General features: G+C 68.4%; 25 protein-coding genes. 10 read left to right on the forward strand and 15 right to left on the reverse strand.

Features of this window, described 5'->3' with window-relative positions:
- Positions 1–64 precede the first annotated feature (64 nt).
- Both ACSJJU_RS02600 and ACSJJU_RS02605 read left to right on the forward strand, forming a co-directional pair.
- Complete coding sequence (locus ACSJJU_RS02600) at positions 65–1,228, forward strand: Mrp/NBP35 family ATP-binding protein (protein ID WP_435913603.1); 1,164 nt, start codon at positions 65–67, stop codon at positions 1,226–1,228.
- A gap of 96 nt (positions 1,229–1,324) precedes the next feature.
- Positions 1,325–1,750, forward strand: coding sequence for a CoA-binding protein (locus ACSJJU_RS02605; protein ID WP_435913604.1), 426 nt, complete (start codon positions 1,325–1,327; stop codon positions 1,748–1,750).
- 182 nt (positions 1,751–1,932) lie between these two features.
- On the opposite strand, the gene ACSJJU_RS02610 is transcribed toward ACSJJU_RS02605, so the two are convergent.
- Positions 1,933–2,439, reverse strand: coding sequence for a dihydrofolate reductase (locus tag ACSJJU_RS02610; protein WP_435913605.1), 507 nt, complete (start codon positions 2,437–2,439; stop codon positions 1,933–1,935).
- 167 nt (positions 2,440–2,606) lie between these two features.
- Between ACSJJU_RS02610 and ACSJJU_RS02615 the strand changes: the two genes are divergently transcribed.
- Positions 2,607–3,374: an SDR family NAD(P)-dependent oxidoreductase gene (locus ACSJJU_RS02615; RefSeq protein ID WP_435913606.1), complete on the forward strand. Its 768-nt coding sequence runs from the start codon at positions 2,607–2,609 to the stop codon at positions 3,372–3,374.
- Positions 3,375–3,392: 18 nt separating this feature from the next.
- Here the strand turns inward: ACSJJU_RS02615 and ACSJJU_RS02620 are convergent, their stop codons facing one another.
- The 4 genes from ACSJJU_RS02620 to ACSJJU_RS02635 form a co-directional block, all read right to left on the reverse strand.
- The gene (locus ACSJJU_RS02620) at positions 3,393–3,932 is read right to left on the reverse strand and encodes a periplasmic heavy metal sensor (protein ID WP_435913608.1); all 540 of its coding nucleotides are present in this window, start codon (positions 3,930–3,932) and stop codon (positions 3,393–3,395) included.
- On the reverse strand, positions 3,932–4,387 hold the full coding sequence (locus tag ACSJJU_RS02625; protein WP_435913609.1) for a hypothetical protein: 456 nt from the start codon (positions 4,385–4,387) through the stop codon (positions 3,932–3,934). The genes ACSJJU_RS02620 and ACSJJU_RS02625 overlap by 1 nt, the downstream gene beginning before the upstream one ends.
- On the reverse strand, positions 4,384–4,956 hold the full coding sequence (locus ACSJJU_RS02630) for a sigma-70 family RNA polymerase sigma factor (protein ID WP_435913610.1): 573 nt from the start codon (positions 4,954–4,956) through the stop codon (positions 4,384–4,386). The genes ACSJJU_RS02625 and ACSJJU_RS02630 overlap by 4 nt, the downstream gene beginning before the upstream one ends.
- Before the next feature lie 164 nt (positions 4,957–5,120).
- Positions 5,121–6,092 carry a histone deacetylase family protein gene (locus tag ACSJJU_RS02635; protein ID WP_435913611.1) on the reverse strand — a complete coding sequence of 324 codons (972 nt, stop codon included), beginning with the start codon at positions 6,090–6,092 and terminating at the stop codon, positions 5,121–5,123.
- Between the two features lie 142 nt (positions 6,093–6,234).
- Between ACSJJU_RS02635 and ACSJJU_RS02640 the strand changes: the two genes are divergently transcribed.
- The 4 genes from ACSJJU_RS02640 to ACSJJU_RS02655 all read left to right on the forward strand — a co-directional run bounded on the left by ACSJJU_RS02640 (position 6,235) and on the right by ACSJJU_RS02655 (position 10,343).
- A complete protein-coding gene (locus tag ACSJJU_RS02640; RefSeq protein WP_435913613.1) occupies positions 6,235–7,587 on the forward strand; it encodes an MATE family efflux transporter in 1,353 nt (450 codons plus the stop codon).
- Positions 7,588–7,589: 2 nt separating this feature from the next.
- Complete coding sequence (locus ACSJJU_RS02645) at positions 7,590–8,564, forward strand: alpha/beta hydrolase (RefSeq protein ID WP_435914365.1); 975 nt, start codon at positions 7,590–7,592, stop codon at positions 8,562–8,564.
- Positions 8,565–8,676: 112 nt separating this feature from the next.
- Positions 8,677–9,162: an RNA pyrophosphohydrolase gene (locus ACSJJU_RS02650; protein ID WP_435913614.1), complete on the forward strand. Its 486-nt coding sequence runs from the start codon at positions 8,677–8,679 to the stop codon at positions 9,160–9,162.
- A 290-nt stretch (positions 9,163–9,452) separates the two neighbouring features.
- Positions 9,453–10,343 carry a transglutaminase domain-containing protein gene (locus ACSJJU_RS02655; protein WP_435913615.1) on the forward strand — a complete coding sequence of 297 codons (891 nt, stop codon included), beginning with the start codon at positions 9,453–9,455 and terminating at the stop codon, positions 10,341–10,343.
- Positions 10,344–10,383: 40 nt separating this feature from the next.
- On the opposite strand, the gene ACSJJU_RS02660 is transcribed toward ACSJJU_RS02655, so the two are convergent.
- The 7 genes from ACSJJU_RS02660 to ACSJJU_RS02690 form a co-directional block, all read right to left on the reverse strand.
- A complete protein-coding gene (locus tag ACSJJU_RS02660; RefSeq protein ID WP_435913616.1) occupies positions 10,384–11,208 on the reverse strand; it encodes a hypothetical protein in 825 nt (274 codons plus the stop codon).
- A 130-nt stretch (positions 11,209–11,338) separates the two neighbouring features.
- Complete coding sequence (locus tag ACSJJU_RS02665; protein ID WP_435913618.1) at positions 11,339–11,746, reverse strand: F0F1 ATP synthase subunit epsilon; 408 nt, start codon at positions 11,744–11,746, stop codon at positions 11,339–11,341.
- Between the two features lie 96 nt (positions 11,747–11,842).
- Positions 11,843–13,267 (reverse strand): F0F1 ATP synthase subunit beta, encoded by a 1,425-nt coding sequence (gene atpD / locus ACSJJU_RS02670; protein ID WP_435913619.1) that lies wholly within the window; start codon positions 13,265–13,267, stop codon positions 11,843–11,845.
- Positions 13,268–13,293: 26 nt separating this feature from the next.
- Positions 13,294–14,178, reverse strand: a complete 885-nt coding sequence (locus ACSJJU_RS02675; protein ID WP_435913620.1) for a F0F1 ATP synthase subunit gamma — start codon at positions 14,176–14,178, stop codon at positions 13,294–13,296.
- A gap of 20 nt (positions 14,179–14,198) precedes the next feature.
- Positions 14,199–15,728: a F0F1 ATP synthase subunit alpha gene (gene atpA / locus ACSJJU_RS02680; RefSeq protein ID WP_435913621.1), complete on the reverse strand. Its 1,530-nt coding sequence runs from the start codon at positions 15,726–15,728 to the stop codon at positions 14,199–14,201.
- Positions 15,729–15,731: 3 nt separating this feature from the next.
- Positions 15,732–16,271: a F0F1 ATP synthase subunit delta gene (locus tag ACSJJU_RS02685; protein WP_435914366.1), complete on the reverse strand. Its 540-nt coding sequence runs from the start codon at positions 16,269–16,271 to the stop codon at positions 15,732–15,734.
- 300 nt (positions 16,272–16,571) lie between these two features.
- A complete protein-coding gene (locus tag ACSJJU_RS02690; protein ID WP_435913622.1) occupies positions 16,572–18,800 on the reverse strand; it encodes a primosomal protein N' in 2,229 nt (742 codons plus the stop codon).
- A gap of 63 nt (positions 18,801–18,863) precedes the next feature.
- On the opposite strand from ACSJJU_RS02690, the gene fsa reads away from it, so the two are divergent.
- The 3 genes from fsa to ACSJJU_RS02705 all read left to right on the forward strand — a co-directional run bounded on the left by fsa (position 18,864) and on the right by ACSJJU_RS02705 (position 21,158).
- Positions 18,864–19,517: a fructose-6-phosphate aldolase gene (gene fsa, locus ACSJJU_RS02695; protein WP_435913623.1), complete on the forward strand. Its 654-nt coding sequence runs from the start codon at positions 18,864–18,866 to the stop codon at positions 19,515–19,517.
- A gap of 157 nt (positions 19,518–19,674) precedes the next feature.
- Entirely contained in the window at positions 19,675–20,250 is a 576-nt protein-coding gene (locus tag ACSJJU_RS02700) for a DUF484 family protein (protein ID WP_435913624.1), read from the forward strand.
- Positions 20,247–21,158 (forward strand): tyrosine recombinase XerC, encoded by a 912-nt coding sequence (locus ACSJJU_RS02705; RefSeq protein ID WP_435913625.1) that lies wholly within the window; start codon positions 20,247–20,249, stop codon positions 21,156–21,158. The genes ACSJJU_RS02700 and ACSJJU_RS02705 overlap by 4 nt, the downstream gene beginning before the upstream one ends.
- Before the next feature lie 545 nt (positions 21,159–21,703).
- Here the strand turns inward: ACSJJU_RS02705 and gshB are convergent.
- Genes gshB through ACSJJU_RS02720 form a run of 3 tightly spaced genes read right to left on the reverse strand, consistent with a single transcriptional unit; the run spans position 21,704 to position 23,902 of the window.
- Positions 21,704–22,651, reverse strand: coding sequence for a glutathione synthase (gene gshB / locus ACSJJU_RS02710; protein WP_435913626.1), 948 nt, complete (start codon positions 22,649–22,651; stop codon positions 21,704–21,706).
- Positions 22,652–22,694: 43 nt separating this feature from the next.
- On the reverse strand, positions 22,695–23,510 hold the full coding sequence (locus ACSJJU_RS02715) for a SirB1 family protein (RefSeq protein WP_435913628.1): 816 nt from the start codon (positions 23,508–23,510) through the stop codon (positions 22,695–22,697).
- A complete protein-coding gene (locus ACSJJU_RS02720; RefSeq protein ID WP_435913630.1) occupies positions 23,507–23,902 on the reverse strand; it encodes a YraN family protein in 396 nt (131 codons plus the stop codon). The genes ACSJJU_RS02715 and ACSJJU_RS02720 overlap by 4 nt, the downstream gene beginning before the upstream one ends.
- Positions 23,903–23,907: the final 5 nt, after the last annotated feature.

The raw sequence follows: 23,907 nt of genomic DNA on the forward strand, positions 1-23,907 counted from the left end.
GCTGCTTTCCTCGACCTTGAGCGCCTATATAAGCGTCGAATTTCACAAATGCGAGCCTTGCGCCATGACTATATCCCGTGAAGCTGTGCTGGAAACCCTTCGTTTGGTGATAGATCCGGCGACAGGGCGCGATATCGTCTCCTCCGGTCTGGTAACGGGCCTGACCGTGCGGGGCGATCAGGTGGGCTTCGTGCTGGAAGTGGAGCCCGCCGCAGCCCGGACCAAGGAGCCCCTGCGCGCGGCGGCGGAAAAGGCCGTGAGCGCCATGCCCGGCGTCAAGGCCGTCACGGTGGTGCTGACGGCGGAGCGCCCGCCCGAGGCGGCGCACGCGCACGCCCACGCCCCGGCCCACGCCCCGGCCCGCACCCCCGGCCAGACGCCGGGGCACGGCCGCCCCGGCGGCCAGACACAGGGCCAGACGCGCCCCTCCGGCATCGCCCAAGTGGAGCGCATCATCGCCGTGGCCTCGGGCAAGGGCGGCGTCGGCAAATCGACCGTGGCGGCGAACCTTGCCCTCAGCCTTGCCCACCTCGGCCTGACCGTCGGCCTGCTCGATGCGGACATCTACGGCCCCTCCGTGCCGAAGCTGCTGGGCATCAACCGCAAGCCGGAGACGGACGGCAAGATGCTGCAACCGCTGGAGGCCTTCGGCATCAAGGCCATGTCCATCGGCATGTTGGTGGACACGGACACGGCGATGATCTGGCGCGGGCCCATGGCCACCTCCGCCCTCATGCAGATGATGACCGACGTCGCCTGGGGCGCGCTCGACGTGCTGGTGCTCGACATGCCGCCGGGCACCGGCGACATCCAGCTGACGCTGGCCCAGCGCACGCCGCTCGCGGGCGCGGTGATCGTCTCGACACCGCAGGATCTGGCGCTCATCGACGCGCGCAAGGCCGTCACCATGTTCCGGCAGGTGAACGTGCCGGTGCTGGGCGTCGTCGAGAACATGAGCACCTTCGTCTGCCCCCATTGCGGCAACCCCAGCCACATCTTCGGCCACGGCGGCGCGCGGGAAACGGCGGCCCAGATCGGCGTGCCGTTCCTCGGCGAGATCCCGCTCACCCTCGAAGTGCGCGAGTGCTCCGACAAGGGCCACCCGGTGGTGGTGTGCGACCCGGCCAGCACGGCGGGCGGCGCGATCCTCGCCATTGCCGATCAGGTGCTGGCCAGCTTCGACGCGGAGCCCCAGAAGCCCCTGCCCGCCATCCGCATCGTGGACTGAGGGCCCCCGCCGGGAGCGGACGGGGCCCGCCCTTGTCAAACCCGGCATCGTCGCCATCTTCCGTACAAATCCGGTACGCATTTCACAGGTTGCGCCATGTTGCAGACGGACAAGGAAATCGCCGCGCTCTTGCAGGAAACCCGCACCATCGCGGTGGTCGGCGCCTCTCCCAAGGAGTCCCGTCCCAGCTACCAGGTGATGGAGTACCTCATGGCGCAGGGCTACGAGGTGTTCCCCATCAACCCCGGCCATGCCGAGGGACAGATCCTCGGCCAGACCGTCTATGCCAGCCTTGAGGACCTGCCCGCGCCGCCCGACATGGTGGATATCTTCCGCCGCTCCGAGGAGGTGGGCCCGGTGGTGGACGCCGCCATCGCCAGGGGCGCCAAGTCCATCTGGATGCAGATCGGCGTCATCGACGAAGCCGCCGCCGCCCGCGCCGAAGCCGCCGGCCTCAAGGTGGTGATGGACCGCTGCCCCAAGATCGAAATCCCCCGCCTCGGCCTGCCGCCAATCGGGTGAGGGATTCCAGTCAAGTCATTGTGATTGTTTATTTTCGCAGGAGGGACTCGGTCCCTCCTGGCAACCTCCCCTTCGTTATCCCGGCGGCGTTTCCAGTGTCCGCTGGAAACACGTCCCTTCAAAACGGAAGGGGGATCGCAAGGGGGTCGGCGACCCCCTTGCAGACAATTCCGCAGGAAAAACTACCCCCGCCGCTCCAGCGTCACGAAGCTGTAGGCGGGGTATTCGCCTTCCTCGGGGAAGGTTTCGCGGCTGGTCTCCACCCACTCGTGCGGGTCGGGCATGGGGAAGGAGGCGTCCCCCACCGGCTCCAGGTGCACTTCCGTGAGGTAGATGCGGCGGGCGAACGGCAGGGACTGGGCGTAGATCTCGCCCCCGCCGATGACCATGATTTCCTCCGCCCGGGTCTTGGGGTCGAGCCCGACGGCGGCGATGGCCTCCGCCAGGTTGGGGACGACGGTGACGCCCTCGGCGGTCCAGTCGGGATTGCGGGTGACGACGATGTTGTGGCGCGCGGGCAAGGGCTTGCCGATGGACTCGAAGGTCTTGCGGCCCATGATGACCGGCTTGCCCACGGTCAGCTGCTTGAAGTGCCGGAGGTCGGCCGGCAGCCGCCACGGCAAGGCGTTGTTGCGGCCGATGATGCCGTTGTCCGCCCGCGCCACCACCAGCGAAACGCAGGGGGTCATTCTTGTCGCCTCGGCCATCGCGCCGTCTCCTTGCCTGACCTGTTCACGAACGACAGCGTAAACACACAGGAGGCCCCGCAGGGCAAGGTCAATTCGCACCCCCTTGCATTCTCCAGCGACTGCCTGCTTCCTTGCATCCCGTTGAACCTGCGCCGTAAGGGGCGAGCATGGCATTGTCGTTCAAATCCATCTGGATCGTTGGCGCCTCCACCGGCATCGGCCGGGCGACGGCGCTGGAGATGGCGCGGCGCGGGGTCACGGTGTTCGCCTCCGCCCGCCGCGCCGCGTTGCTGGAAGAGCTGGCGCGGGAGGCACCGGCGGCGGGGTCCATCATACCCGTGCCCGTTGACGCCACAAACCGCGAGGCCATGCTGGCGGCCTGGGCGCGCATCGAGGCGGCGCACGGCGCGCCGGAGGCGCTGCTGTTTGCCGCCGCCACTCACGCACCCGAGGGGCGGTGTCAGGCGGTGGCCGACATCTGCGGCCCGGTGTTCGAGACCAACGTGTCCGGCTGCCTGCACATGCTGGAAGCGGGCCTGCCCGCCTTGCGGGCGCGCCGCGCCGGGCGGGTCGCCATCATCTCGTCGGTTGCGGGTTTTCGCGGCCTGCCGCGGGCGCTGGCCTATGGCGCATCCAAGGCAGCGCTCACCCACATTGCCGAGGCGCTGTGGTTCGAGTGCCGGCGCGACGGTGTGACCGTGCAGGTGATTCACCCCGGCTTCGTGAAAACGCCGCTCACCGACAAGAACGACTTCCCCATGCCCTGCCTCGTCAGCGCCGAGGAGGCGGCCCGGCGCATCGCGGACGGCATGGCCCGGGGCGGGTTCGAGATCACCTTCCCCCGCCGCTTCACCTACCTGCTGAAGCTCCTGCGGCTGCTGCCCTACGGGCTTTACCTGCGTCTGGTGGCCTGGGCGACGCGGGGGCTGGTATAAGCCCCGGCCGCCTGCCGGTCAGCGCGCGCGTTTCTGGGCGCCTGGCTCTTCCGCGCAGCGCTCCTTCGCCTTCTGGATCTGCTTGACCGTCTCGCCCGGAATATGGAGCCGGGTCGCGCGCAGCCCTTCGGCGAAGATCTGCCGGTCCTCCGGGCTCAGGCGCCCGGCGGCCTTCAGCAGGGCGTCATGACGCCCGGCCTGCAACTTGAAGGACAGTTTGCGCTCGCGCATGAAGGCCGCCTCCAGCGCCTCGGCGTCCAGGTTGGGGGCGGCGATCAGCCGGAGGATATCCTCGCGGGTCTGCTTGAGCGCGTCGAGGATCTGCTGCTCCGCCGCGCTCTTGCGCACGGCGTCTTCCATGATCGCCCGCCCGGCGGGCGACATGGGCGCGATCACCTCCTGGAACCGTGGCGGCCGGGGCACTTCGGGGCTCGACACCGGGCCCGACGGGGACGAAGGCGGCGTCAGCGCATGCACCGGGCCGGCCACGCCTGCCAGAACCAGACCGGCAAGGGCCGCCAGATGCCGCTTGTTCGGACGCCAGGTCATCATACGCATCACAGCCAACCTTCCGATTGATCCGCCGAGAAGGCGAGCGCGATCATGGAGGCGTCCGGCGCCTCCACCTGCGCCTGCCGGCTCGTCTCGCCCGCCAGCAGGAGCAGGGCAACGATCCCCGCCGCCAGACCCACCGCGCCGCCGCTGGAGAGCCAGCGCTCCCGCCGCCGCATCGGCCGCACCCAGGCGGGCGGGAAAGCCGCTCCGCGCCAGCCGACCTCCTGAGCCGTCGCGCGGCTGGCCGTCAGCAGCGCCTCGATGGCGGAGTCCCGGGGCGCGGGCACGTCCCATGCCTTGAGCCAGTCATCCAGCACCGCCTCCCGCGCCGCCATGGCGCGAAGGCCGGGGTCCGCCTCCAGCGCCGCGCGCAGGGCCGTGCGTTCCCCGGCGGGCCAGCGGCCCGGAGCCGCCCCGCAGGACTGGAGAATGTCCGCCAGACGTTCGCGTGCGCTCATTCCGCCGCCTCCCGTGCCAGAAGACCAAGCGCACCGCGCAGCCCGGCCCGGCCGCGAGAGAGCAGCGATTCCACCGCCTTGACGTTCAGATCCATCATGTCGGCCACCTCGGCCATACTCATACCCTCGCCATAGAAGAGGGCAAGAGCAGCCCTCTGCCGGGGTGGCAGCGTCTCCATCGCCGCCATCAGGCGTCTCCTGCGGTCCGCATCCGCCGCGGCGTCCTCGGGCGTCGGCCCCTCATCCGCAGTCTCCGCGAGCGTCTCGATCGAGTCCACCGGACGCAGGGTCCGCCGCCGATCCAGACACTGGTTCACCACCACACGCACCAGCCACGACCTGAAGGCGCCGCGCTCGGGGACGAACCGGTCCGGCATGCGCCAGATCTTGAGGAACGCCTCCTGCACCGCATCTTCGGCCTCCTCCTGAAGGGTCAGGACGCGGCCGGCAATTCGCAGAGCCATGGGGTAGTGACGGCGGACCAGAACCTGGAAGGCGGTGTTGTCCCCGCCCCCGATCCGCTCCATGAGGAGCGTGTCGTCCAGCCCGTTTATGTCCGCCTCTTCCATGGGCTCTTTGTGACAGTACGTCGGCGGCGAGCGCAATCCTTCGCGCCGGCGTGCCGCCAGTGCGCGCGGCCAACAGAGAAGAACGCGCGATGAACCGCAGCCAGGCCGCAACGCGTGCGGCGACCGACCCGCCAGACCGCATGCGGCGGGCTGAAGCCTTTGTCTCAAGTCACTGGTTTAAAAGAGGAACCTGCGGTCGATGCCGCCCGCGCTTGCGGCCCGGGCATCGCCTGCCTCCAGACCTCGGCGGCAATGACAATGCTCCGCGCATGGCGCCGGGCAATCACGCTGACATCCGCCCCATAGCCGCCGCCCATCACGGTGACGAACGGGATCCCTGCCCCCAGGCAGCACCGCGCCACATACCGGTCGCGGGCGGCGAGCCCCTCGTCGGTGAGGGAGAGCCGCCCCAGCCGGTCCTCGGCGTGCACATCGACGCCCGCGTTGTAGAACACAAGCCGGGGCCGGTGCCGCTCCAGAATACGGGGCAGATGCGTCTCCAGCAGCGACAGGTAGTCCGCGTCCCCCATGCCGACCGGCAGGCCCACGTCCAGATCGCTTGCCATCTTCCGCACCGGGAAGTTGGCCTCGCAGTGCATGGAGAAAGTGAACACGCGCGGCTCGGCGGCGAACATGGCGGCGGTGCCGTCGCCCTGATGCACGTCCAGATCGACCACCAGGATGCGCTCGACCGCGCCTTCCGCCAGCAGCTGGCTGGCCGCGACGCCCACGTCGTTGAGCACGCAGTAGCCCGAGCCGAAGCCGGGGTGGGCATGGTGGCTGCCGCCCGCCGCGTTGGAGGCGGCGCCCACCTCCAGCGCCCGCCGCGCCGCCGCCAGCGTGCCGCCCGAGGAATAGCGAGCACGGCGCAGCACCTGCTCCGTCACCGGAAAGCCGATGCGCTTCTCGATGGCCGGGTCCACGTCGAGCGCGAACAGCTGCGCCACATAGGCCACCTCGTGCGCCCGCTCCACCACCGCGCGCGGCACGGGTTCGGCGCTGTGAAACTCGGCAAAGTCATCGCTGCCGAGGCGCTTCAGCTCCTCGACCACCGCCGCGTACTTGGACATGGGGAACCGGTGCCCCGCCGGCAGCGAGGCCACATACCCGGGATGATGGAAGATCGGATAGCGCATGGTCCGCCGCCACTATCGGCGCGGCCCGCCCCCGCGTCCAGCCCCCTGTGACAGGCGCATGGCATGACATGGAACGCACCCGCACAGTCCGCGCACGGAACCCCCTGCAAAAAGCCGGAAAACGGGCTAACAGGTTGGCATCATGAGTTTACCGTCCTCCGCCTCCCGAACGCCGCGCCGCGCCATTCTCGCCATCGCCCTGCCCGCCATGGCGACCAATGCGGCAACCGGCCTGATCGGGCTTGTCGACACCTGGGTCATCGGGCAGGCGGCCAGCGCCGTGCTGCTGGCGGCAACCGGCATGGGCTCCTCCGCCTTTACGACCCTGCTCACCCTGTTCAACGTGCTGCGGATGGGCACCACGGGCCTTACCGCCCGCGCCCACGGGGCGGGCGACGACACCGAGCGGCGCGCCGTGCTCGCCCGCGGCCTCGCCGTGGCGGGCGCGCTGGGGCTGGCGCTGCTGCTCGCCAGGCCCCTGGTGCTCGGCCCGCTGCTGGACAGTTTCGGCGCGGACGAAGGCGTGCGCGCCGGTGCGCACCTGTACCTGTCCATCCGCTGGTGGGTCGCGCCCGCCGTGCTCCTCAACATGGTGCTGACCGGCTGGCTGCTCGGCCTGCAACGGGCGCGCACCGTGCTCGCCATCGAGGTGGGCTACAACCTCATCAATGCCGCCCTCTCCGCCACACTGGCGCTTGGCCTCGGCTGGGGCATCGCGGGCGTCGCCTGGGCCAGCCTGATCGCCGAGGTCGCCAAGCTCCTCGCCGCCCTCGCCTGCGTGCAGCCGCACGCGGGGCTGGCGCGGGTCGGCCGGATCGCGCGGCAGGCCGCCACCTGGCGCGGCCCGGCGGTGGCGGCGCTGTTCGCCGTCAACCGCGACCTGCTGCTGCGCACCGCGCTGCTGATGGGCTGCATCTACATGCTCACCCGCACCGGCGCGCGGCTGGGCGAGGTTCCGCTGGCCGCCAACACGGTCATCCTCCAGTTCTTCCTGCTGGCGGCGCTGGTGCTCGACGGCTTCGAGGCCGCCGCCCAGACGCTGGGCGGCGCCGCCGTCGGCGGGCGGGACGGGCAGCGCTTCTCCGCCCTCGTGAAGGGCTGCTTCCAGGGTGCGGCCGTCGCCAGCCTCGGCATCGCCGCGATCTACACCTTCGGCGGCCCGGCCATCATCCGCGCCTTCGCCAAGGACGCCGCCACCGCCGCCTACGCCAACCAGCATCTGGTGTGGGGCGTCCTCGCCCAGTTCTGCGGCTTCGCCAGCTTCGTGTTCGACGGGCTCTACATCGGCGCGGGCTGGACGCGCGCCATGCTGCTGACCATGGCCGGAGGGGCGGCCGCCTTCTTCTGCGGCGTGGCCCTGCTGGTGCCGTGGCTGGGCAATGACGGGCTGTGGCTCGCCTTCTGCCTGCTGATGCTCGCCCGCTGGATGGGCCAGTGGGCGCTCTACCCGCGCCTGTATCGCCGCACCTTCGCCGTGGAGGGAGACCGCCCGTGACCATGCCCCCAGAGTCCATGCCCCCGGAGTCCATGCTTGAGGAAACCCGCGCCCTGCTCGAGCGTGTGCTGCTGCCGGATGCGCCCAAGCTCTCCAGCCTGCCGCCGGAGCGGGCCCGGCGCATGTTCCAAGGCGCGGCCGAACTGCTCGACCTGCCCGCCCCCGCGCTCGCCCGCGTCACGGATGTTACCATCCCCGGCCCCGGCGGCATTCTTCCGCTGCGGCTCTACGATCCGCACGGGCAGGGTGCGGCAGGGCCGGTCGTGATGTTCTTCCACGGCGGCGGCTGGGTGTACGGGAACCTCGCCAGCCACCATCGCCTGTGCGCGGAGATCGCCCGCCAGACCGGCCTGCGCCTGGTGGCGGTGGACTATCGCCTCGCCCCCGAGCACCCCTTCCCCGCCGCGCTGGAGGACAGCCTCGCCGCCATCCGCTGGGCGGCCTCCGGCCCCGCCGCGCTGGAAGGCGGGGTCACCGGGCTCGTCCTCGCCGGGGACAGCGCGGGCGGCAACCTCGCCGCCGTAGCCTGCCAGCAGCTCTCCAGCCAGCAGCTCTCAGGCGCGCTTCCGGTGCCGCTTCTGGCCCAGTGCCTGTTCTACCCGGCAACGGACATCGCCAACCGCTATGCGTCCGCCGAGCAGTTCGCGCAGGGCTACATGCTGGATACGGAGGACCTTCAGTTCTTCACCCGCGCCTACCTGCCCCGGCGCGTCCTGCGGGCAGACCCGCGCGTCTCTCCCCTGCTGGCGGAGTCGCTGGCGGGGCTGCCGCCCGCGCTCGTCCTCACCTGCGGACTCGACCCGCTGCGCGATCAGGGCCGGGCCTACGCGGCAAAGCTGGCGGAGGCGGGCGTGCCGGTGGTGCACGAGGAGGCAGCGGGGCAGGTGCACGGCTGCCTCGTCATGCGCAAGGCCCTGCCCTCGGCGCAGACGCAACTCACCCGCTGTCTCGACAGTCTTCGCCGGATGATCGACTAAGCGCCCGACATCTGCTTTACATCGGCTTTCCGGTCGGGCCGCGGGGCCATGCCTGCGCGTTCTCCGCCCCGGGGCACGTCCAGACTGCGTCCGTTTCAGGTTTGGGATTTCCATGACCATCAACATTTCAGACCTTCCCTACCGCCCCTGCGTCGGCGTCGTGCTGCTCAACCGGGAGAGGCTGGTGTTCGTCGCCCGCCGCATCGATACCGAGCAGGAGGCCTGGCAAATGCCCCAGGGCGGCATCGACGAGGGCGAGGACCCGGCAACCGCCGCCCTGCGCGAGCTGGAAGAGGAGATCGGCACCAACAAGGCCGAGATCATCGCCGAGTCGAAAGACTGGTTTCAGTACGACCTGCCGCCCGAGCTGGTGGGCAAGGTGTGGAAGGGCCGCTACCGGGGCCAGCGCCAGAAGTGGTTCGCCATGCGCTTCCTGGGGGAGGACGGCGACATCAACCTGGAAACCGAACACCCCGAATTCTGCGCCTGGCGCTGGGAATATCTGGAACGCCTGCCGAACCTGATCGTGCCGTTCAAGCGCAAGCTCTACCAGGACATCGTCCGCGAATTCGCCCACATCGCCAGGCCCGTGGCCTGACGTCGCGCAGCCCGTCTCCTGAAGGGCGTCTGCCTGAAGCACGTCTGCCAGAAACACCTCTGCCAGAAACACCTCTGGCGGCCTGACTGACCCCCATCCGGGCGCCGGAGCAACGCCGGGGCATGGACTACCGGGACATGGGCCGCCGGGGCATGGGCCGCCGGGGCATGGGCCGCCGGCGCCTGTCCGTTCGCGCCCTGAAACAAATTTCGTCGCCCCACGCTATTTAAAGCAATTTATTTAGTTTATACTGGAAAGAGTCGAAGCGCGCACTCTGGGGCGAGGTCCTGATGTCTGCCAACCGGATTCTTGCCGGCATCTTTTATGGCTTGCTGCTTCTCGCCCTGCTCTCGCTCACGGCGACGGGCGGGATGTTCATCTCCTGGCAGAAGGACCGGAGCCGCCTGGGCGAAATCGCCCACAGTGTGGAATCCCGATCCGGCGACCTGCGCGAGACGCTCACCAATCTGACGCAATGGGTCTATTCCAATCAAGGATTCGAGAAAAACAGACGGTATTTCCTGTGGAAGCGCCTTGAGGCGACCCCCATGCAGGTGGTGGAAGGCGGCGGCGACTGCGAGGACAAGTCCAAGCTGCTGACGGCCTTGCTGCGCGAGCTGTCCATCCCCGCCACCATGGCCATGCTCTACCATTGCGACGCGCAGTGCGAGCCCGTGCACACCGTCGTCCTCGCCAGGACGCCCGACGGCTGGACGCCCCTCGATTCGGTCTACAACATCACCTTCCCTGACCGGGACGGCCGCTTCCTTCCGGTTCAGCGGCTGATGGCGCAGCCGGAAATCCTCAACACGCGTCTGGACCAGCTTGCGGCGGAACGGGGCCCCGCGGACAAGATCAACCGGTACAAGCGCAACCTCGAGACCTACACCCACCTGACCACGTTCAATTGGGACAAGAACGGCCTGACCCGGGCTGTCGCCTCCGCCATCCGCGCGATGGGGGGCGATCCCCGCGTGACACCCCGGCCCATGCTCCTTGAAGACTCCAAGGAGTTCTTCACAATCGCGGGGCTGGGCCTGACGGTCCTCCTCCTCGGCGCTGCTGTGCTGGTGGGCTGGGTCCGCCGCATCCTCAATCGCCGCGCCCTGGCGCGAAGGGCTCCGGCGGCGCCAGGGGGCGTCCCCGGCGCTGCTTATTCCGAATTGCCGCCGACGCCCTGAGGCGCTGCGGAGAATCGGCCCGGAGGATCAGTACGCCCCCTCAGGCCGCCCGCGCCATGCTGGCGGACTTGGAGGAGATGACCCGCCACAGCAGCTTCGAGGCCAGCGTGTAGAGCCAGCCGTTTGACTTGAGGTCGGCGGCGCGCAGCACCATGCGCACGGCGTTGTCGATGTGCGGGCGGCGGTAGAGTTGCAGCGCGCGGCGCTGATACTCGCGGCCGTAGTTCATCGCCTTGAAGTCGGCGCTCCGGTCGCGCTGGAGCACGTTGGCGGCGAAGAAGGCGTAGCCCAGTTCCTCGTCCTCCGCCTCCTGCATACGGCCGAGCGCGATCCTGAGGCGCGACCAGGTAGAAAGGCGGGTGCGCTCCTGGTAGCGGCGGAAATGTTTGGCAAAGAGCTGGTAGTGGAAGAACTCGTCCGAGGCGATGCGCCCGGCGATGGCCTTCAGCACCGGCTCGTCGGTGGCGTCGCGGATGGCGGAATAGAAGGACGACGTGCCCGTCTCCACCACCTGCCGGGCGATCAGCTCCCCGGCGCGGGAGCCGCGGATGGAGGTGGTGGTCTGGAGGTCCAGCGAATAGCCCGCGCGGAAGTCCGCCAGCGCCTGCCGGAAGGAGAAGCCGGGGTCCGCCATCTCGGCCCAGCGGCCCAGCGCCGCGCCGTGCTGTTCCTCCTCGACGCCCCACGTCTCGGCGGCGGCGACGAAGTCCGCGTCCTCGCGGAACACGTTGCGCAGGTAGACCACGTAATCGGCCGCGTTGGCTTCCACCAGGGCCGCTGTCTTGATGACGGCAAGAAGATCGGGATCGACCCGGGAGGGGTCGAACCTGTCCCAGGGAATATCGTCGAGGGTCCAGCGTGACATGGCTGTTCCTTTAGGGAAGATCACGGAAGTTTGACAAGAGGCCCGGACCGGGGGGCCGCAAACGGCCGCGGGGCGCGGCCCCTGTCGGAACCGCGCCCCGCGTTTGATCCTTTACCCGGATGCCGCCGGATCAGTGGCGGACAGCCGCCAGCTGGGCTTCCAGAATGGCGAGCTGGCGCTGCGCCTGAAGCCGCTCCTGGTCCGTCTTGGCCAGGTTCACGTCCTCGCGGGCATTGGCCACCTTGCGGGCCAGCTCCTCCGGGTTCAGCTCGGCAACCGGGATCGCCTGCTGGGCCAGGATGGTGAGGCCTTTCTCGTTCACCTCGGCGAAGCCGCCGTCGATGAACACGCGCTCGGGAGCCGCACCGGCATCGGCGTGAATCTCGATGACGCCCGGGCGAATGGTGGCCATCAGCGGCGCGTGACCGGCCAGGACGCCGAAGTCGCCGTCCTCGCCCGGCACGACGACCATCTCGACCTCGGCCGAGCTCAGCAGCCGCTCGGGGCTCACCAGTTCAAAGTGCAGTTTGTCAGCCATGGGTCTCACCTGAAAGGAAGCCCGGCGCGAGGGCCGAGCTTCGCCATGGAAGGGCGCGGGCGCACCGGACGGGCCGGCGCCCCCGCGCTACCGTACTTAGGCCGCTTCGGCCGCCATCTTCTGGGCCTTCTCGACGGCTTCCTCGATGGAGCCGACCATGTAGAAGGCCGCTTCCGGCAGGTGGTCGTACTCGCCGGCCACGATCGCCTTGAACGAGCGGATGGTGTCCTCCAGCTGGACGAACTTGCCCGGGATATTGGTGAACACCTCGGCCACGTGGAACGGCTGGGACAGGAAGCGCTGGATCTTGCGGGCGCGGGCCACGATCAGCTTGTCCTCTTCCGACAGCTCGTCCATGCCGAGAATGGCGATGATGTCCTGGAGCGACTTGTACTTCTGCAGCACCGCCTGCACCGAGCGGGCCACCTCGTAGTGCTCCTCGCCGACGACGCGCGGATCAAGCACGCGCGAGGTGGAGTCGAGCGGGTCGACCGCCGGGAAGATGCCCAGCTCGGCGATCTGACGCGACAGCACGGTGGTGGCGTCCAGGTGGGCGAACGAGGTCGCCGGCGCCGGGTCGGTCAGGTCGTCCGCGGGCACGTAAATCGCCTGCACCGAGGTGATCGAGCCCTTGGTGGTGGAGGTGATGCGCTCCTGGAGCGCGCCCATTTCGGTCGACAGGGTCGGCTGGTAGCCCACCGCCGACGGAATACGGCCGAGCAGCGCCGACACTTCCGAACCCGCCTGGGTGAAGCGGAAGATGTTGTCGATGAAGAACAGCACGTCCTGGCCTTCCACGTCGCGGAAGTATTCCGCAACGGTCAGACCGGTGAGAGCGACGCGCGCACGGGCTCCCGGCGGCTCGTTCATCTGACCGTAGACCAGGGCCACCTTGGAGTTGTCGCCCTCCAGGTCGATAACCTTGGACTCGATCATTTCGTGGTAGAGGTCGTTGCCCTCACGGGTACGCTCGCCCACGCCCGCGAACACGGAGTAACCGCCGTGGCCCTTCGCGATGTTGTTGATGAGCTCCATGATGGTCACGGTCTTGCCCACGCCCGCGCCGCCGAACAGGCCGATCTTGCCGCCCTTGGCGTACGGAGCCAGCAGGTCGATGACCTTGATGCCCGTGACGAGGATCTGGGCCTCGGTCGACTGGTCGACGTAGGCCGGAGCCTCGGCGTGAATCGGAGCCGTCTTGTCGGTCTTGATCGGACCACGCTCGTCAATCGGCTCACCGATCACGTTCATGATGCGGCCGAGCGTGCCCGGGCCAACCGGCACCGAGATCTGGGCGCCCGTGTCGACCACTTCCTGACCGCGGACGCAGCCGTCGGTCGAGTCCATGGCGATGGTGCGAACCGTGTTCTCGCCCAGGTGCTGGGCGACTTCGAGCACCAGGCGGCGGCCATCGACCGTCGTCTCCAGCGCGTTGAGAATGGCGGGCAGGTGGTCGTTGAACTGAACGTCCACGACCGCGCCGATCACCTGCGTGATGCGTCCAATATTCTGGGTCGCCATGGTCGGTCCTTCCTCGTGCAACCGTATTACAGGGCCTCGGCCCCGGAGATGATTTCAGTGAGTTCCGTGGTGATCGCGGCCTGACGGCTCCGGTTGTACTGGAGGGTCAGACGATTGATCATGTCGCCTGCGTTGCGGGTGGCGTTGTCCATCGCCGTCATGCGCGAGCCCTGTTCGGACGCGGCATTTTCCAGCAGCGCGCGGAAGATCTGCACGGAGATGTTGCGCGGCAGGAGCGCCTCAAGGATCTGCTCCTCGCCGGGCTCGTACTCCACAACGCTCTCGGCAGCGGCCGCGCCACCCTCGGCGGAGGCCGGAAGGGCCGCCGGGATGAGCTGCTGCTCGGTGACTTCCTGCACCAGCGCCGACTTGAACTTGGCGTAGAACAGCCAGGCCACGTCGAACTCACCGGCATTGAACATGTCGATGATGCGCTCGGCGATCGGCTGGGCGTTGGCGAAGCCCAGGCGGCGCACGTCGCTGAGGTCGATGGTGTCGACGATCAGCTCGCCATAGAAGCGGCGCAGGACGGCCCGGCCCTTCTTGCCGACGCACAGGATCTTCACCTGCTTGCCCGCGCGCAGCAGCGCGTCGATCTTCTGACGCGCGCCGCGGACAATGTTGGTATTGAACGCGCCGCAAAGACCGCGTTCGGACGTGGCGACAACGACGAGGTGAACGTCGTCGCGGCCCGTCCCGACCAGCAGCCGGGACGCGGATTCACCGCGTTCGGCCTTGGTCGCAAGCGACGCCAGCACCGCCTCCATGCGCTCGGCATAGGGGCGTGCGGCCTCCGCCGCCTCCTGCGCACGGCGCAGCTTGGCGGCGGCCACCATCTTCATCGCCTTGGTGATCTTCTGCGTGGATTTCACGCTGGCGATGCGATTCTTGAGGCTTTTGAGGCTCGGCATGCCCGGCTACTCCAATCCGCTTACGCGAAGGTCTTGGCGAACGCGTCCAGGATCTCCTTGAGCTTGGCGCGCGTTGCGTCGGACAGATCCTTCTCGGTGCGGATGGTCTCCAGCACGTCGGCATGCTTGGTCTTCATCTCGGTGAGGAAGGCGCGCTCGAAGCGGACCACGTCCTTCACCTGGATGGCGTCCAGATAGCCGTTCACGCCGGCGAAGATCGAAACCACCTGCTCCTCGAAGCCCATCGGCTGGTACTGCGGCTGCTTCAGCAGCTCGGTCAGACGCGCACCGCGGTTCAGCAGCTTCTGGGTGGCGGCGTCCAGGTCCGAGCCGAACTGGGCGAAGGCCGCCATTTCGCGGTACTGCGCCAGTTCGAGCTTGATGGAGCCCGCAACCTTCTTCATCGCCTTGGTCTGGGCGGCCGAACCCACGCGGGACACCGACAGACCGACGTTAATGGCCGGACGGATGCCCTGGTAGAACAGTTCCGTCTCGAGGAAGATCTGACCGTCGGTGATCGAGATCACGTTGGTCGGAATGTAGGCCGACACGTCGCCCGCCTGGGTTTCGATGATCGGCAGCGCGGTCAGCGAACCGGCGCCGTTGGCGTCGTTCAGCTTCGCGGCGCGCTCCAGCAGGCGGGAGTGCAGGTAGAACACGTCGCCCGGGTAAGCCTCGCGGCCCGGCGGACGGCGCAGCAGCAGCGACATCTGACGGTAGGCGACGGCCTGCTTGGAGAGGTCGTCGTACACGATCACGGCGTGCATGCCGTTGTCGCGGAAGTATTCACCCATGGCGCAGCCGGCATAGGGCGCCAGGAACTGCAGCGGGGCCGGCTCGGACGCGGTCGCGGCGACCACGATCGAGTACTCCATCGCGCCGTTCTCTTCGAGCGAGCGGACGATCTGGGCGACCGTGGAGCGCTTCTGGCCGACGGCAACGTAGATGCAGAACAGCTTCTGGTTGTCCGGCAGAACCTTGTTGGCTTCGCGCTGGTTGATGAAGGTGTCGATGGCGACGGCGGTCTTGCCGGTCTGGCGGTCACCGATGATCAGCTCGCGCTGGCCACGGCCCACCGGCACCAGGGCGTCGAGCGCCTTCAGACCGGTCTGCATCGGCTCGTGCACCGACTTGCGCGGAATGATGCCCGGGGCCTTCACTTCGACGCGGCGGCGCTCGGTGTACTCGATCGGGCCCTTGCCGTCGATCGGGTTGCCCAGCGCGTCCACCACGCGGCCCAGCAGGCCCTTGCCCACCGGCACGTCCACGATGGTGCCGGTGCGGCGCACGGTGTCGCCTTCGCGAATCTGCTTGTCTTCGCCGAAGATCACGACGCCGACGTTGTCGGTTTCGAGGTTCAGGGCCATGCCCTTGATGCCGCCCGGGAACTCGACCATCTCGCCCGCCTGGACGTTGTCGAGACCGTAGACGCGGGCGATACCGTCACCGACCGAGAGAACCTGGCCGACTTCCGATACCTGGGCTTCAGCGCCGAAGTTGGCGATCTGGTCTTTGATGACCTTTGAGATTTCCGCTGCACGGATCTCCATGACTTACCCTTTCATGGCGAGGGAGAGAGTGTCGAGTTTGGTCTTGAGTGAGCTGTCGATCATCTTCGAGCCCACCTGGACGATGAGACCGCCGAGAATCGACGGATCAATGTGCAGATCAACAGCCACGTCGCGGCCGAGACCGGCCTTGAGCTTCTCGCGAAGCTGTCCGAGCTGGTCGTCGCTCAGCGCGTGCGCCGCGGTCACCCGGGCCGTAGCTTCGCCCCGGTGCGCCGACACGAGCACGCCGAAATCGCGCACAACGTCGCGCAGCACGCCCAAGCGGCGGTTCTGAGCCAGGACGCCAAGGAAATTGGTCGTCAGCCCATCCAGGCCAAGTGCCTTGGCAACGGCGGTCACCGCCCTTGCGCCGGCCTCCCGCCCAACCAGCGGATTTTTGACCAGGGCCGCGAAGTCGCCGCCCTCGTCGAGCGCCGCCGCCACCGTTTTCAGGCTCGCCGCGACCGTATCAATGGCGTTCGAATCACGAGCAAGCTCAAAAAGGGCGGTGGCGTAGCGACCGGCAAGTCCCGAAACGTTCATTTGAGCGTCGGCCACGTGGTGCCCCTTGCATTTGTAAAACCATAGACAGCACGCCGGAGACGCTACTCCGGCGCGAGCGCGAGCCAGCTAGCACGCGCGGCCCCATGTTGCAAGGCAACAAAGGCTTGACGCCCCTTCTGCGACCATCCGCGCAGGGAATATGGCCCCTCGCGCCGCCGCGAGTGCCGCCCGCGCGCGCCCCCGGCCCCGGCTTGTCCCCCGGGGTCATTCCGTCTCCGCCACCCGGGCCTCCCGGAGCCGCCCCCGAAACCGGGGGGCGCCCTGCCCCGATTCGCGCCCTCAGAGGAAGCTCTGCGGGTCGATGTCCGCCGTCACCCGCACCGAGGAGGGCCAGCGCACCCGCCCCAGCCATTCGCCGAGGATCGCTTGCAGCGGCAGGCCCTTGCGGGCCTTGACGAGAAAGCGCATCCGGTGCCGCCCGCGCAGCAGGGCGAGCGGCGCGGGGGCGGGCCCCAGCACCTCCAGCCCGGCCATTCGCGGGGCCTGCCGGGCAAGGGCCTGGGCGGCGTCGTTGACCGCACCCTGATCGGGGCCGGAGAGGATGAGCGCCGCCAGCCGCCCGAACGGGGGCATGCCGTGGCGCTCCCGCGCGGCGCTCTCGGCCCGGTAGAATCCCTCGATGTCCCCTGCGACCAGCGCCTTCAGCACCGGCGCTTCCGGCTGGTAGGTCTGGAGCATCACCCGCCCCGGCTTCTCGCCGCGCCCGGCGCGCCCCGCCACCTGGGTGATCTGCTGGAAGGTGCGCTCCGCCGCGCGCAGGTCGCCGCCCGCCAGACCCAGATCCGCATCCACCACGCCGACAAGGGTGAGGTTGGGGAAGTGGTAGCCCTTGGCGAGCATCTGGGTGCCGACCAGCACATTGACCGCGCCGGTCTCGACGCTCTCGACGAACGCCGCCGCCTTCGCCGGGGAATAGATGGTGTCGGAGGTGACCACCGCCACCTTCGCCTCGGGCAGGAAGCGCTCCACCTCCTCCGCCACCCGCTCGACGCCCGGGCCGCAGGCGACAAGCGAATCGGTGTCGCCGCACTTCGGGCAGGCCTTGGGAATGGGCATGGCAAAGCCGCAGTGGTGACAGTGCAGACGGCCGGTCAGCCTGTGCTCCACCAGCCAGGCCGAGCACATGGGGCAGGTGATGCGCTCCCCGCAGGTGCGGCAGAGGGTAAGCGGCGCATAACCCCGCCGGTTGAGGAACAGCAGCGCCTGCTCGCCGCGCGCCAGCGTTTCCGCCACGGCCCGGTGCAGCGGCTCGCACAGCCAGCGCCCCCGCTCCGGCGGCGTGCGGCGCAGATCGAGGCTGGCGATGGCGGGCATGGACGCGCCGCCAAAGCGGTCCGGCAGGCGGACGTGGGAGTATTTGCCGCTCTCCGCATTGAGGCGGGTCTCCAGCGCCGGAGTCGCCGAGGCAAGGATGACCGGGCACCCCTCAAGGCTCGCCCGCATCACTGCCACGTCCCGGCCGTGGTAAAGCACGCCCTCCTCCTGCTTGAAGGTGGTCTCGTGCTCCTCGTCCACCACGATGAGCTTGAGGTTGGGATAAGGCAGGAACAACGCCGAGCGTGCGCCCACCACCACCCGCGCCTCGCCGCTGGCCGCCGCGCGCCACGCCCGCCGCCGCGCCGATTGCGTCAGGTCCGAGTGCCAGGCCGTCGGCAGGCAGCCGAAGCGGGCCTTGAAGCGGTTCAGCCACGGCTCGGTCAGCGCGATCTCGGGCAGCAGCACCAGCACCTGCCCGCCCATGCCATTGTTCGTCTGGCGGAGCGCCTCGGCCACCGCCTCGAAGTAGACTTCCGTTTTGCCCGAGCCCGTCACCCCCTCCAGCAGCAGGGGCGCGAACCGCCCCTCCGTCACCGGGCGGCGCAAGGCATCGGCGGCCTCGGCCTGTTCGGGGCTGAGCACGGGCCGGGCGAAGTCCGGCTCCGGCTGGGGGATGGGCGCATCCGCCGCCACCGGCACGGCGCGCAGGGCGCCAGCTGCGATGAGCGTGCGGATCATGGACTCCGAGACGCCCGCCCGGGCCAGATCCCGCACCGTTCCCTGCTTGCCCGCCAGGAGCTCCAGCGCCTCCAGCCGTTTCTTTGTCAGCGGCGCGCCTGCGGGCAGCGGCTCCGCCACCCGGTATTCAAGGATGGTTCTGGCCTCCTCCAGCGCGTCCGCGACGCTGAGGACCATCCGCAGCACCGCACCCGCCGGGGCCATGTAATACCGGGCGGTCCAGCTGACGAGCTTGCGCGTCGCCTCCGGCAGCGGCGGCACCGGCAGCCGCGCCGAGACGGGCCGCAGGCGGCTCTCCGCCACCTCCTGCACCGCAAAGACGTCCGGGTCCCACACCACGCCCGTGACCTGGCGGGGGCCGAGCGGCACGCGCACCACATCCCCCGGACGGAGGGTTTCGCCTTCGGGAATTCTGTAGTCAAAGACCGACAGGCCGTGCTGACACAGGAGGACACGGACGCGGTTGCCCGCTATTCTGCCTGCCTGTGGCGTGTCGTCGCTTGAAGTGGACATTTGAGCAGGGTTAAGAACGCCGCAAATCCATGTCAACGGAGCCCGCGGGCTCAGGAGCGTTTCATGAAATTCTTTGTCGACACGGCCGATGTGGCCCAGATTCGCGAGCTGGCTGAAACCGGCCTGCTGGACGGCGTGACCACCAACCCGTCGCTGATCGCCAAGTCGGGCCGCAACTTTCTGGAAGTCATCGCCGAGATCGCCTCGATCGTCGATGGCCCGGTGTCGGCCGAGGTGGTCGCCATGGACCACGAGACCCAGATGAAGGAAGCGGAAAAGCTGATCCAGATCGCCTCCAACATCTGCATCAAGCTGCCGCTGACTCTCGACGGCCTCAAGACCTGCAAGAAGCTGACCGATCGCGGCATCCAGACCAACGTCACCCTGTGCTTCACCGCCAACCAGGCGCTGCTGGCCGCCAAGGCGGGCGCGACCTTCGTCTCCCCGTTCGTCGGCCGTCATGACGACGTGTCGTGGAACGGCATGGATCTGATCGACGACATCCGCACCATCTACGACAACTACGGCTTCGACACCGAAATCCTGGTCGCCTCGGTGCGTCACCCGGTCCACGTGCTGGAAGCGGCCAAGATCGGCGCGGACGTGTGCACCCTGCCGCCCGACGTGCTGAAGAAGCTGGCCAACCACCCGCTCACCGACAACGGCCTCAAGGCCTTCCTCGCCGACTGGGAAAAGACCGGCCAGTCGATCCTGTAAGGCGTTTGGTTTTCGGTTTGCAGGAGGGGCTTGCCCCTCCTGCACCTCCCGTACTTCTATAGGGCCGTACGCGGCATGAAGGGCGCGGCCCTGTAAACGTACGGGAGCGCGAGGGTCCGCGATCCTCGCCTTTCCAAAAACCAAAGGACACTGGCAGGTGGCAGAGACTCCCAACATCATCGACTTCCAGTTCGAGGCCATGTCCCGGCTTCGCAAGCAGGTCGATGCGCTGGGCGAGTCCCACGCCTCGCTGCTGGCCGCCGCGCGCAGCCGCGGCGATGCCCAGTCCCGCATCCACGCCGCCGTACTGGCGATGATGGACGCCAGCTCCCCCGAACATTTCATCCATGTGCTGACGCAGGACTGGGTGGACATTCTGGGCGTGGACGCCGTGGCGATTGCACTGGAGACCAGCCCGGAGGCGGTGCGCCTCGCCCCGCCCGGCCTCCAGTTCATCGGCCCCGGCCAGCTTGCCGCCTGGCTCGACGGCGGCAGCGCGGTCGGCGCCCGCGATGTGGAGATCGGCCTGCCCCTGTTCGGGCCCGCCGCCGGCCTCATCAAGTCGCAGGCCCTCATCCGCCTGCCCATGGCGGACCGCTGGCCGCGCGGCCTGCTCGCGCTCGGCTCGCGCGTCCCCAACGCCTTCGAGACGCTCGCCAACGTCGAGCTGCTGTCGTTCCTCGGGGCCGTCAGCGCCCGCTGCCTCGGCCACTGGCTCAGCGTTCAGGCATGACGGCGGACGCCGAACGTCTCGCCCAGCGCTGGCTGGCCGCCCTCGCCCACGAGCGCCGCGCCTCCGTGCACACGCTCACCGCCTATGGCCGCGTCGCCCGCCAGTTCATTGCCTTCATGGAAGGCCACACCGGCGGGCCGGTCACCGCCGAGACGCTGGCCGGGGCCGACCTTACCGACTTTCGCGCCTTTCTCGCCCGCCGCCGGGCGGAGGGGGCCGGCCCCTCGACCGTCGCCCACGCCGCCTCCAGCCTCAAGGCCTGGTATCGCTGGCTCGCCCGCGCCGAAGGGCTGAAGAACCCGGCCATTACTGCCCTCCAATCTCCCAAGGCGAACAAGCCGCTGCCGCGCCCGCTCGCGCCGGTGGATGCGGCCGCCGTCGCTGCGGCCGCCGAGCGGCCCGATGCCGAACCCTGGATCGCCGCCCGCGACGCCGCCGTGCTGCTGCTGCTCTACGGCTGCGGCCTGCGCATCAGCGAGGCCCTCAGCCTCAAACGGTCGTCCGCCCCGTTCGGCGAGGCGATGACCGTGCTCGGCAAGCGCAACAAGGAGCGGCGCGTGCCCATCCTGCCGGTGGTCGCCGAGGCGGTGGAAGCCTACCTTGCCGCCTGCCCCTACCCGCTGCCCGCCGACGGCCCGCTGTTCATCGGCGCGCGCGGCGGCCCGCTCAACCCGCGCATGGTGCAGCTGGCCATGCAGCGCGCAAGGATCGCGCTCGGCCTGCCCGATTCCGCCACACCCCACGCGCTGCGCCACAGCTTCGCCACCCACCTGCTCGCCCGAGGCGCGGACCTGCGCGCCATTCAGGAGCTGCTGGGCCACGCCAGCCTGTCCTCCACCCAGGTCTATACGGAAGTGGACGCCGCCCGGATTCTGGACATCTACCGCAACGCCCACCCGAGGGCGTGAATGGTCGTAGATGGCGGCGGGTGCCTTGAAACAGCATACCGCTGTGGTATTTTGCAGTCGTGGCTAGTGAGTCAACGTAAATCACCTCCACTTGCAAAAAGCCCGGGCGTGCCAGAGTCCGGGCTTTTTTTATCGAATACGGGCTTTATCAAGGGGGTCCGGGGTGCCAGCCCCGAACCCGTCCCGCGCTCTATTTCGAGCGAGAAACCTCCACGATCTTGAGAATAAGCATCGCGAAGGCGATCATCAGCGTAAGCACGCCGATGATCAGTGTGGCTATTGTCTCAACGCTTATAGATATCACCCCCTTTGGCGGCCGAGATTGCAATACAGCGGAATTACCGCAGTGCTGGCCGTCAGGAGGATTTATAACAGGCCACTTCCCCAGCATCTTTATTATAATGAATAATTATAACGACTTAGCCGCTATCGAGAAATGCTGAAGCTGTACCTGCAAACGGCTGGGGATGTCTGAAACAAAGGCGCGGATAAAACGATTGGGGGCGCGGGGTCGAGCCCCCCGCATAACACCCCCCCTCAAAAACTCAGCCCAGCTTGGACTCGATGGCGTCCCAGATCAGGCCGGCCGTGTTGGTGCCGTTGAACGTGTCGATGGCGACGATGCCGGTGGGCGAAGTGACGTTGATTTCGGTGAGATAGCCGCCGATCACGTCGATGCCGACGAACAGCAGGCCGCGCTTCGCCAGTTCCGGTCCGATGCGCTCGCAGATTTCCTGTTCGCGGGCGGTGAGCTCGCAGGCCTCGGCCCGGCCGCCCGCCGCCAGGTTGGAGCGGATCTCGCCGCTTTTCGGCAGGCGGTTGATGGCTCCGGCGGGCTTGCCGTCGACAAGGACGATGCGTTTGTCGCCCTGGGAGACCTCCGGCATGAAGCGCTGCACCATGAAGGGCTCGCGGCCCATGGCGCTGAACACCTCCACCAGCGCCGAGAGGTTGGGGTCCTTCAGCCCCACATGGAAGACGGCCGTGCCCGCGTTGCCGTAGAGCGGCTTGATGACGATCTCGCCGTGCTCGCGGCGGAAGGCCTCCACGTCGTCGAGACGGCGGGTGATGAGGGTCTCCGGCATCAGGTCATGGAAGCGGGTGACGAACAGCTTCTCCGGCGCGTTGCGGACCTCGGTCGGGTTGTTCACCACCAGCGTCTTCGGGTGCACCATCTCCAGCAGGTGGGTGGCGGTGATGTAGGCCAGATCGAACGGCGGGTCCTGCCGCATCAGGATGGTCTGAACGTCCGACGAGAGGTCGAGCACCGCCTCCTCTCCCAGCGTGTAGTGGCTGCCGGCGACGCGCTGCACATGCTCCACCCGGCAGGCGCGGGCGGTCACCTTGCCGTCGCGGTAGCTCAGCTGGTCCGGCAGGTAGTGCCACATCTGGTGGCCGCGGGCCTGAGCCTCCAGCATGAGATGAAAGGTGGAATCGCCGTTGATGTTGATGCCTTCGAGCGGGTCCATCTGGACCGCGACCTGCAACGCCATGTGAGGTTCCTACGCTTGGGATCAGGGGACGTGTGAGTATCGGCTAGTTAATGGAGCGTGCAAGCCTTTCAAGCGCCTGACGGATCCGGCGGGAGGTGGCCTCGTCCCGTGTCGTCTCCAGCATGGCGGAGAGAGAGCCCCGCGCCGAGGAGATGCGGCCCAGCTCCTGCTCCAGCCGCGCCCGCTCCCACCACAGGTTGCTGAAGGTGGGTGCAATGGCGGTCATGCGTTCGTGAATGACCAGCGCCCGCTGGCTGTCCCCGCTCTCCTCGGCCCGCCAGGCGATGTTGTTGAGCAGCCTGACCAGAATGGCCCGGTTGGACAGCGGCTCCATGTGGCGCGGATCGAGAGACATCCCGGGGCTGGTCACGCTCCGCTGGAGCACGGCCACATCCACATCGTCCAGCACCGCCCCGCCGGAGAAGGGGTCCTGAATGACCGCGTTGGTCCCGCTGCCGATGCGGATGAGGAAATGGGACGGCATGTTGATGCCATGGGCCTGCCAGCCCACCGCACGCGCCGCGCCGATGTAGAGAATGGACAGCGCCACCGGCAGCCCCTTGCGGCGCTCGATGACGTCGATGAGGTTGGCGTTGGCGGGATCGTCGTAGCTCTCCCGGTCGCCCGCGAAGCCGAACGCCCCGGCAATGACCGATTGCAGCACCGCCGCCTGTTCGGCGGGCCCTTCGGCGTGCAGGCCGAGTTCGAACACCTCCCCGGCCATCTCGTCCAGAAAGGCGCGATACTGCGCCAGGGACGCGCGCGGATGGTCGAGCCCGGCGAGCATGAGCGCTGCCTCGGCCAGATCGATCTCGGGGTCATCGAGCGCCCCGAAGCGGATGAGTTCATCGAGGCTCATAGTCCATCCTCGCCTGCGACTGCACAAAGGTGCCTTGGCAATCGCCAGGGCGCAACCAGAACCGCATCGATACGCACAGAATTCGCCAACCGGCCATAGCGTGCCGCCAGCACCACCGCCGCGCGCCGGACCCGCGCCATGCGCCCCCGCGCGGCCGCTTCTGCCGCCTGTGCGAGGGTGGGACGATACTTCACCTCGACGAAAACGAGGCACCGCCCGCGCATCGCCACCAGATCCACCTCGCCCACGGGCGTGCGGACCCGCCGCCCCACGATCCGGTAGCCCTTGAGCCGCAGCCACCAGGCCGCCACGTCCTCGGCGAGGCGCCCCCGCGCCTCGTCGCGCCGGCGCCCCTGTTGCCGATCGGCCCGGGAGCGGCCCGCACCACCCATTCCGG

The sequence above is a fragment of the Pedomonas sp. V897 genome, from assembly GCF_051304405.1.
In the GTDB taxonomy this organism is placed as follows: domain Bacteria; phylum Pseudomonadota; class Alphaproteobacteria; order Sphingomonadales; family Sphingomonadaceae; genus Pedomonas.

Bases quoted from the DNA above. Each gene is read 5' to 3' on its own strand.
- ACSJJU_RS02600 (WP_435913603.1), top strand. From the start codon at position 65: ATGACTATATCCCGTGAAGCTGTGCTGGAAACCCTTCGTTTGGTGATA.
- ACSJJU_RS02605 (WP_435913604.1), top strand. From the start codon at position 1,325: ATGTTGCAGACGGACAAGGAAATCGCCGCGCTCTTGCAGGAAACCCGC.
- ACSJJU_RS02610 (WP_435913605.1), bottom strand. From the start codon at position 2,439: ATGACCCCCTGCGTTTCGCTGGTGGTGGCGCGGGCGGACAACGGCATC.
- ACSJJU_RS02615 (WP_435913606.1), top strand. From the start codon at position 2,607: ATGGCATTGTCGTTCAAATCCATCTGGATCGTTGGCGCCTCCACCGGC.
- ACSJJU_RS02620 (WP_435913608.1), bottom strand. From the start codon at position 3,932: ATGCGTATGATGACCTGGCGTCCGAACAAGCGGCATCTGGCGGCCCTT.
- ACSJJU_RS02625 (WP_435913609.1), bottom strand. From the start codon at position 4,387: ATGAGCGCACGCGAACGTCTGGCGGACATTCTCCAGTCCTGCGGGGCG.
- ACSJJU_RS02630 (WP_435913610.1), bottom strand. From the start codon at position 4,956: ATGGAAGAGGCGGACATAAACGGGCTGGACGACACGCTCCTCATGGAG.
- ACSJJU_RS02635 (WP_435913611.1), bottom strand. From the start codon at position 6,092: ATGCGCTATCCGATCTTCCATCATCCCGGGTATGTGGCCTCGCTGCCG.
- ACSJJU_RS02640 (WP_435913613.1), top strand. From the start codon at position 6,235: ATGAGTTTACCGTCCTCCGCCTCCCGAACGCCGCGCCGCGCCATTCTC.
- ACSJJU_RS02645 (WP_435914365.1), top strand. From the start codon at position 7,590: ATGCCCCCAGAGTCCATGCCCCCGGAGTCCATGCTTGAGGAAACCCGC.
- ACSJJU_RS02650 (WP_435913614.1), top strand. From the start codon at position 8,677: ATGACCATCAACATTTCAGACCTTCCCTACCGCCCCTGCGTCGGCGTC.
- ACSJJU_RS02655 (WP_435913615.1), top strand. From the start codon at position 9,453: ATGTCTGCCAACCGGATTCTTGCCGGCATCTTTTATGGCTTGCTGCTT.
- ACSJJU_RS02660 (WP_435913616.1), bottom strand. From the start codon at position 11,208: ATGTCACGCTGGACCCTCGACGATATTCCCTGGGACAGGTTCGACCCC.
- ACSJJU_RS02665 (WP_435913618.1), bottom strand. From the start codon at position 11,746: ATGGCTGACAAACTGCACTTTGAACTGGTGAGCCCCGAGCGGCTGCTG.
- atpD (WP_435913619.1), bottom strand. From the start codon at position 13,267: ATGGCGACCCAGAATATTGGACGCATCACGCAGGTGATCGGCGCGGTC.
- ACSJJU_RS02675 (WP_435913620.1), bottom strand. From the start codon at position 14,178: ATGCCGAGCCTCAAAAGCCTCAAGAATCGCATCGCCAGCGTGAAATCC.
- atpA (WP_435913621.1), bottom strand. From the start codon at position 15,728: ATGGAGATCCGTGCAGCGGAAATCTCAAAGGTCATCAAAGACCAGATC.
- ACSJJU_RS02685 (WP_435914366.1), bottom strand. From the start codon at position 16,271: ATGAACGTTTCGGGACTTGCCGGTCGCTACGCCACCGCCCTTTTTGAG.
- ACSJJU_RS02690 (WP_435913622.1), bottom strand. From the start codon at position 18,800: ATGTCCACTTCAAGCGACGACACGCCACAGGCAGGCAGAATAGCGGGC.
- fsa (WP_435913623.1), top strand. From the start codon at position 18,864: ATGAAATTCTTTGTCGACACGGCCGATGTGGCCCAGATTCGCGAGCTG.
- ACSJJU_RS02705 (WP_435913625.1), top strand. From the start codon at position 20,247: ATGACGGCGGACGCCGAACGTCTCGCCCAGCGCTGGCTGGCCGCCCTC.
- gshB (WP_435913626.1), bottom strand. From the start codon at position 22,651: ATGGCGTTGCAGGTCGCGGTCCAGATGGACCCGCTCGAAGGCATCAAC.
- ACSJJU_RS02715 (WP_435913628.1), bottom strand. From the start codon at position 23,510: ATGAGCCTCGATGAACTCATCCGCTTCGGGGCGCTCGATGACCCCGAG.
- ACSJJU_RS02720 (WP_435913630.1), bottom strand. From the start codon at position 23,902: ATGGGTGGTGCGGGCCGCTCCCGGGCCGATCGGCAACAGGGGCGCCGG.